This window comes from uncultured Rikenella sp. (assembly GCF_910579375.1).
In the GTDB taxonomy this organism is placed as follows: domain Bacteria; phylum Bacteroidota; class Bacteroidia; order Bacteroidales; family Rikenellaceae; genus Rikenella.
Map to the genome: position 1 here is coordinate 1 of NZ_CAJTUJ010000114.1, position 6,446 is coordinate 6,446.

The 6,446-nt window shown below is 58.5% G+C and carries 7 protein-coding genes and 1 tRNA gene; 5 read left to right on the forward strand and 3 right to left on the reverse strand.

The window, feature by feature from the left end; all coding sequences use genetic code 11:
• Positions 1 to 206: 206 nt before the first annotated feature.
• Both QZ302_RS08055 and surE read right to left on the reverse strand, forming a co-directional pair.
• Entirely contained in the window at positions 207 to 335 is a 129-nt protein-coding gene (locus QZ302_RS08055; RefSeq protein ID WP_294594303.1) for a hypothetical protein, read from the reverse strand.
• 475 nt (positions 336 to 810) lie between these two features.
• Positions 811 to 1,620, reverse strand: a complete 810-nt coding sequence (gene surE / locus QZ302_RS08060; protein ID WP_294594304.1) for a 5'/3'-nucleotidase SurE — start codon at positions 1,618 to 1,620, stop codon at positions 811 to 813.
• 329 nt (positions 1,621 to 1,949) lie between these two features.
• On the opposite strand from surE, the gene rplS reads away from it, so the two are divergent.
• Positions 1,950 to 2,312, forward strand: a complete 363-nt coding sequence (gene rplS / locus QZ302_RS08065; protein WP_294594305.1) for a 50S ribosomal protein L19 — start codon at positions 1,950 to 1,952, stop codon at positions 2,310 to 2,312.
• 54 nt (positions 2,313 to 2,366) lie between these two features.
• On the opposite strand, the gene QZ302_RS08070 is transcribed toward rplS, so the two are convergent.
• Positions 2,367 to 3,809 (reverse strand): AAA family ATPase, encoded by a 1,443-nt coding sequence (locus QZ302_RS08070; protein ID WP_294594306.1) that lies wholly within the window; start codon positions 3,807 to 3,809, stop codon positions 2,367 to 2,369.
• Between the two features lie 72 nt (positions 3,810 to 3,881).
• On the opposite strand from QZ302_RS08070, the gene QZ302_RS08075 reads away from it, so the two are divergent.
• The 4 genes from QZ302_RS08075 (at position 3,882) to QZ302_RS08090 (ending at position 6,038) form a co-directional block, all read left to right on the forward strand.
• A complete protein-coding gene (locus QZ302_RS08075; protein ID WP_294594307.1) occupies positions 3,882 to 4,511 on the forward strand; it encodes a hypothetical protein in 630 nt (209 codons plus the stop codon).
• Positions 4,512 to 4,593: 82 nt separating this feature from the next.
• Complete coding sequence (locus tag QZ302_RS08080) at positions 4,594 to 5,355, forward strand: DUF3822 family protein (protein WP_294594308.1); 762 nt, start codon at positions 4,594 to 4,596, stop codon at positions 5,353 to 5,355.
• Entirely contained in the window at positions 5,343 to 5,888 is a 546-nt protein-coding gene (locus QZ302_RS08085; RefSeq protein ID WP_294594309.1) for an RsmD family RNA methyltransferase, read from the forward strand. The genes QZ302_RS08080 and QZ302_RS08085 overlap by 13 nt, the downstream gene beginning before the upstream one ends.
• A 76-nt stretch (positions 5,889 to 5,964) precedes the next feature.
• Positions 5,965 to 6,038, forward strand: a tRNA-Asp gene (locus QZ302_RS08090).
• Positions 6,039 to 6,446: the final 408 nt, after the last annotated feature.

A 6,446-nucleotide genomic window follows, 5' to 3' on the forward strand; every position in this document is an offset into this window, starting at 1 on the left:
CGGAGGCCCGCAACTGACGTTGCTATGGGCCCCGCAGGCTTCGACCCGCTAAGGCAATTGTATTTTCGCAAGCTCGATTGCGCCCCGCTAGCGGCGGACTGCTAAGACCGAGAGCGAGTAGTGCGATTTTCAAACCGCAGGTGTTAATTCAAAGAGCAAATTAAAGTAGTTAGAGCCTATTGTCCATTGCGAGCACGCACCTCCGTTTATTCCGAGAGGCAGCGCAACGGAAAACCGTTGGCGCGGTCGTCCGAGTAGTCGGTGCCGAGGGCCTGCGAAGAGAAAATCAAGTCCAGGCCGCCAATGTCGTCCGTGGCGGAAGACCAATTGTACACACGGTGGCCGACGCTTGTCCTTGTCAGGCCGCCCAATCGCCCTGTATTGCCTCCGTGGCGGAAGCCCGGGGTGCGCCCGCAGGGCGTTTTATTGGCCGCCTCGGCCCTGCTCATTGTTCGCGCGCCTTGGGAAATTTTGTCAAAACGCGCCAGCGCATTTTGACGATTTCCCTCCTAAAGCGTGGCGCGCGAGCAACTGGAAAGTAATAACGGCCGCGCGCCATGACGCGAACGCGTCGGCCGTGCGGGCCCCACGTCCCGTGGACGGGCGGTGCGTGCCGCACTCCCAATTAGCCGTGTCAGCCCCGTTTATTCCGAGAGGCAACGCAACGGAAAACCGCTGATGCGATAGCTGGGGAAATCGGCCTGGATCGCACTGGTCATGAAACGTAGGATCATACTATTGGTGCTGCTGGCGCTGCTGTGCGATGCCGACCAGACGGAGCCTTCGCTGCCTGCTCGATTCAGTCCACCGTCAGATTTCTCGCGGTAGCCCGGGGCGGCTCAGGTGGTCGCGCAGGGTGTCGAGCCGGGCGTAGTCCGTCAGATCCATCTGGACCGGCACAACCGCCACATATCTGTGTCGCAAGGCCCATTCGTCCGTATCTTCCGCTTCGGTCTCGAAGTTGTAAAACCGGCCCGACATCCAATAATAGTCCCGATTCTGCGGATCGGTGCGGTGGACGAACTCTTCGCGCCAGTTGCCGCGCGTTTGGCGACAGACGCGGATGCCTTGGATGTCGGAGAACGGGATGTCGGGCACGTTGACATTGAGGCACAGGCCGGCCAGACGTTCCGCCGGCAGGGCCAGTGTCCGGGCGAGAATCTCGCGGGCATAGTGCACGGCTGCCGTGAAATCGGCGGCCGGCGAGTGGTCGGTGAGCGAGAAGCCGATCGACGGAATGCCGTACAGGGCGGCTTCGGTGGCGGCCCCCATCGTGCCGGAGTAGATGACGCTGACGTTGGCGTTCGAACCGTGGTTGATGCCCGACAGAACGAGGTCGGGACGCCGGTCGCCCAAAATCTCGTCGAAACCGATCTTCACGCAGTCCACGGGCGTGCCGGTGCAGGAGTAGACTTCCAGTCCCGGCTCGCTGCTCACGGCGCTCACGAACAGCGGACGCTGCATGGTGATCGAATGGGACATCCCGGAGTAACTCTCGTTCGGCGCTACGGCCACGACGTCGCCGAATTCGGTGGCCAGCCGAATGAGGGCGGCGATGCCGGCGGCCTGTACGCCGTCGTCGTTGGTGACGAAGATGAGGGGTCTTGCGGATTCGGACATGCTGTAGTGATGCTTTTGTACGGGGCTAAAATTACCAAATATTGTCGGAACAAAACGCAGGCGGGGCGAAATTTCGGAAGAGGGGCTCTCGGGGAAGGCACCGACGGCCGGTCTGTTTTTGTTGTCCGGAACGAAAAATCGAGAGGAAGATTTGGCCGGTTGGGTTTTTATCGCTACTTTTGCGCCGAATTCCGTGCAGGAATCTCTGACGGCGGGCGGCGTTCGGATAACGGGGCAGTGACTCCGTTTGTTTTCCCCTCTGCGGGGAGGACGACCACCCTACGGAACCGTAACATTCCGCACTTTAACCTTTTAGATTCAGTTCAACGATGAAGAACAATCTGATTGCAGTGGCCCAGGAGGCTTTCAAACAGGAGACGGCCGAAGTCCCCAATTTCAAGGCGGGCGACACCATCACCGTAACGATCAAAATCCGCGAAGGCAACAAGGAACGGTTGCAGAATTTCCGCGGCGTGGTGCTCCAGCGGAGAGGGGCGGGGGCGACCGAAACCTTTACGATCCGTAAAATCTCGGACGGGATCGGGGTGGAACGTATCTTCCCGGTTTACTCGCCGACGATCAGCAAAATCGAACTCAACAAAGTCGGGGTGGTGCGCAGGGCAAGAATTTTCTATCTGCGTAACCTGACCGGTAAGAAAGCCCGGATCAAGGAAAAGAAACTCAGCAAGTAGTTTTTTGTGAGTTAACTCTATCGAATAGAGCGGCCGCAGGTTTTGCGGGCCGCTCTATTCGTTTTCTAAGAAGAACCGGTCGTCGTAGTTGACCAGATAGAGCCGTTCGGTCGCCCGCGTCACTGCGGTGTAGAGCCAACGCAACAACTCCAGCGTCATGGGTTCCTCGCCGAACAGGACGATGTCCAGAAAAATCGCCGACCACTGTCCCCCCTGCGCCTTGTGGCAGGTGATCGCATAGGCGAATTTCACCTGAAGGGCGCAGTAAAATTCGTCCGCCATCACCGCCTTGTACCGTTTTCCTTTCTGGGTGATGTCGGCATACTCCTTTTCGACGGCCAGAAAGAGGCGGGACTGTTGCTCGCGGCTCAGCGACGGAGCGGGGCTGTGCAGCACGTCCAACAGCAGCCAGCACTCCAGCCGGTAGTCGTCGTAGTCGGGGAACTCCAGCTCGGCATAGGCGAAGTGGAAGCCGTACTTCTCCCGCGTCCGATAAATTCGGTGCACGCGCGCGATGTCGCCGTTGGCAATGAAGTCCATCCGCGCCTCCGGGTCGAGCTCTACGTAGTGGTAGTTGTTTTTGACCACCATCACCATGTCGCCCGAGCCGATCTCCTCTTCGTAGTCCAGTATCGTTTGCCGAATCCCCTGGTTGTAGTGGTTGGCCCGCTTGTTGGAGCGCGAGATGACGGCCGTTTCCGACTGGCCGTAGCGGCCGTAGCAGGTGTCGATCTCGTCGATCAGTTCGCGGCTGTCGATGCGCACGAGGTCCGGAAAACGGAGGTCGAGCTGCGGGATGTCGGCGGTGCCGGACTCGATCAGGCGGCGGATCAGGGTGGCGTTGTGCAGAATCCCCGAGTCGCTCTGCTGGCGCACCACTTCGGAGAGGGTGTGGCTCCAGACGGTGCCGTACCGCGCCATATACTCCGGGCTCAGGGCCGGCGAAACGGCGTAGCCGACCGGAGGCAGCTGGGCCTGGTCGCCCACCAGGATCACTTTGTTGTTCCGCCCCTGTCGGATGTAGTCGAACATGTCGTCGATCAGGTCGCCGGAGCCGAAAAGGGTCGCCTCTCCGCCGCCGGAGGCCGGACGGCCGGTCAGCATCGAGGCTTCGTCCACGATGTACAGGGTGTCGGTCGATTTGTTGAAGTTCAGGTCGAACTTAGACCCCTCGGCTCCGCCTGCCGCCCGCTCGCGGTAGATCGTTTTGTGGATCGTATGCGCTTCGGCGCCGGCATATCGCCCCATGACCTTCGCGGCCCGCCCCGTAGGGGCCATCAGCACGCACGGAAGCTCCAGCCGGTGCAGGGTGCGGACCAGGGCGCCGATGACGGTCGTTTTCCCTGTTCCGGCGTATCCGTTGATCAGAAAAACGGCGCTTTCGTCGCCCGAGGCGAGGTAGTCGCCCAGCGTGTCGATCAACTTTTTTTGCTCGGCTGTTGGTTCGAATGCAAAATTACTGTATATTTGGGACGCAATATGACGGCTCAGAGACATGGAATTTCGGGTGTTTCGCGCGGTCGGATTTTGCTGCTAACCGCAAACAAACTTAAAAACTAAAATCATAAGATGAAAAAAATTCTACTTCAGGTCCTTTTGCTGGCAGCGATCGCGGCACTGGTGTGGTGGCTCTATTCGTTGTTCAACACGCCGCTGGAGTTCGAACGCATTCGCAAGGAGCGCGAAGCGCAGGTGGTGGAACGCTTGAAGGATGTGCGCGAGGCGCAGCGGGCTTATCGGGCGAAATACATGAAGTTTACTCCGAGTTTCGACTCGCTGATCGCTTTTGTCGAAAACGACTCGCTGGTGCTCGAACGGGCGACCGGATCGGAAGACGACTCGCTGGCGGTGGCTTTGGGGCAGGTGCGGCGCGAAAAATTCCAGGTGGCGGTGAAGGATACCGTTCGGTTCTACACGCTGGGCGGGGATTTCAATAACCTGCGTTACATCCCGTTCTCGGTCGAGGCGACGGGCCGGTTGCAGCAGTTTGCGATGGACACGGCGTCGATCGAAACCGAATCCAAGGTGGTGGTGCCGGTGGTGGAAGTTTTCGCCAAGTATCCGACTTTCCTGGGCGACTTGGATGAACAGGAGTTGATCAACTTCCGGGATTATCAGGTCAATACGCTGAGCCGCGCCGACGGTTTGAAGGTGGGGTCGCTGACCGCTACCACCAACGAGGCGGGGAACTGGGAGTAGATGCTGTTTGCGAAGGCGGTTGTCCTTCTTATTCGGGCGGCTTTTTACAAGTCGCCCTTCAGCTCAAATTTTTTATTATTCCATGCGGGACGTAGCGCGGCATAACTTGAGACACAGAGAATTATCCATTCAGGTCGGTCTGAATGGATTTTCTTTTGTGGTCTTCGATGTCGGACGGGCGGCTGAGGGGAGAGGGGTGGATGCGCGCGATGCGATTGTGCGGGCGGCGGCTTATCGGGAGACCGATATGGCCTCGATTCTGGCTCAGGAACCGATGCTCACCGCGACGACACCGCCGCTCGGGAGGGTCTTCGTGGGGTGCGCGACGGACAATGTCCTGCTGGTGCCGCAGGCGCTCTTCGAGCCGGAACGGGCGGAACAATACCTGACGGCGGCCAATATGTACGTGCCGGGGATGACGACGTTGTCGAACAACCTGATCTCGTCGCAGGCGGCGGCGGTCTGGCAGGTCGATTCGGGGATTGCGGCGGTCTTGTTGCAGTTGTATCCGGCGGCCTTGTTCTACCATCCGCTCCTGCTGGAGCTGGAGGCGACGCCGAACGATTGCGTGCAGGTGGTGTTGGACGGCGAGGTGGCGCATGTGACGGTGGCGCATCGGGGGTTGTATGCGGCTGAGACGATGCGGGTCGATACGCCGGAAGAGTTGCTCTATTATGTCCAGAAACTGCTCAAAAACGACGGCTTTACGACCTATCGGATCGTTTTGACGGGTGAGGGGGTCGGGCGGTTGCAGGAGTTTTTCGGTCGCTATTTCGGCGAGGTGGATGCTCGGGAGGTGAAATTCTATAATCATCAACGGGTTAGGGAGTTATGCGTATTGTAGGGGGCGTTCGCAAACGACGGCAGATCGTGCCGCCGCGCAATTTCCGGGCGCGGCCGACGACGGATTTCGCTAAGGAGAATCTCTTCAATGTGTTGCAGAATCTCTACGATCTGGAGGAGGTCGAGGTGCTGGATCTCTTTTCGGGAACGGGATCGATCAGTTATGAGTTCGCTTCGCGGGGGGCGGAACGGGTGGTGTCGGTGGAGATGAATCCGATCCACCAGCGGTTCATTGCGGCGACGGCTCAGGAGCTCGGTTTCGGGCAGATCCAGAGCATTAAAACCAATGTTTTCGTCTACTTGAAGAGTATGGCGGGGACGGAGCGTTTTGATGTGGTTTTTGCCGATCCGCCGTACGATATGCCGGGGATCGAACAGTTGCCGGAGTTGGTTTTCGGAGGAGGATTCGTGCGGGAGGGGGGGATTTTTGTGCTGGAGCATTCGGCGCAGAAAGATTTTTCGGACTATCCGAACTTTTGGGAACGAAGGAGTTACGGGAGTGTGCAGTTTTCGTTTTTCCGTCGTGAGGAATAAAATCCGGAAAGTTGTTTGCAGTTTTAGAAAATGTGTTTATCTTTGCTCCGCAATCTCGGGGTAGGGATTGCGATTGGGTGCGGTAGTTCAGCTGGTTAGAATACCTGCCTGTCACGCAGGGGGTCGCGAGTTCGAGTCTCGTCCGCACCGCATGAAACGCCTTGGAATCTATAACGAAATTCCAAGGCGTTTTTTGTTTGTTGGCGGTGGAGAGGGGGGATTTTTTGGGGGGCTGCTTCGCGGCTGGCGAGCGGACAGCGGGTTGGGCAGAACTGGTTAAGCGATACGCAGTATCGCTCCGTCTCGCCGGTGCGCCCATCGGGCGTTTTGTTAGGGTTGTCTTTGCCTTATTAGCCGTCCGCCGCCCGCGCAGGGCAGTTTCAGACGGGGCAAAGCTCGACCGTGCCCCCGCCTAAAGAGGGAAATCGTCAAAATGTGCTGGCACGTTTTGACAAGATTTCCCAAGGCGTGCGAACGAAGAACGGGAGTAGAGGTGGCCTTGGGGTAGAGGCTGCCCCTTCCGAGTGCCGGACCCGAGTAGCGAAGCGAGAGCACGTC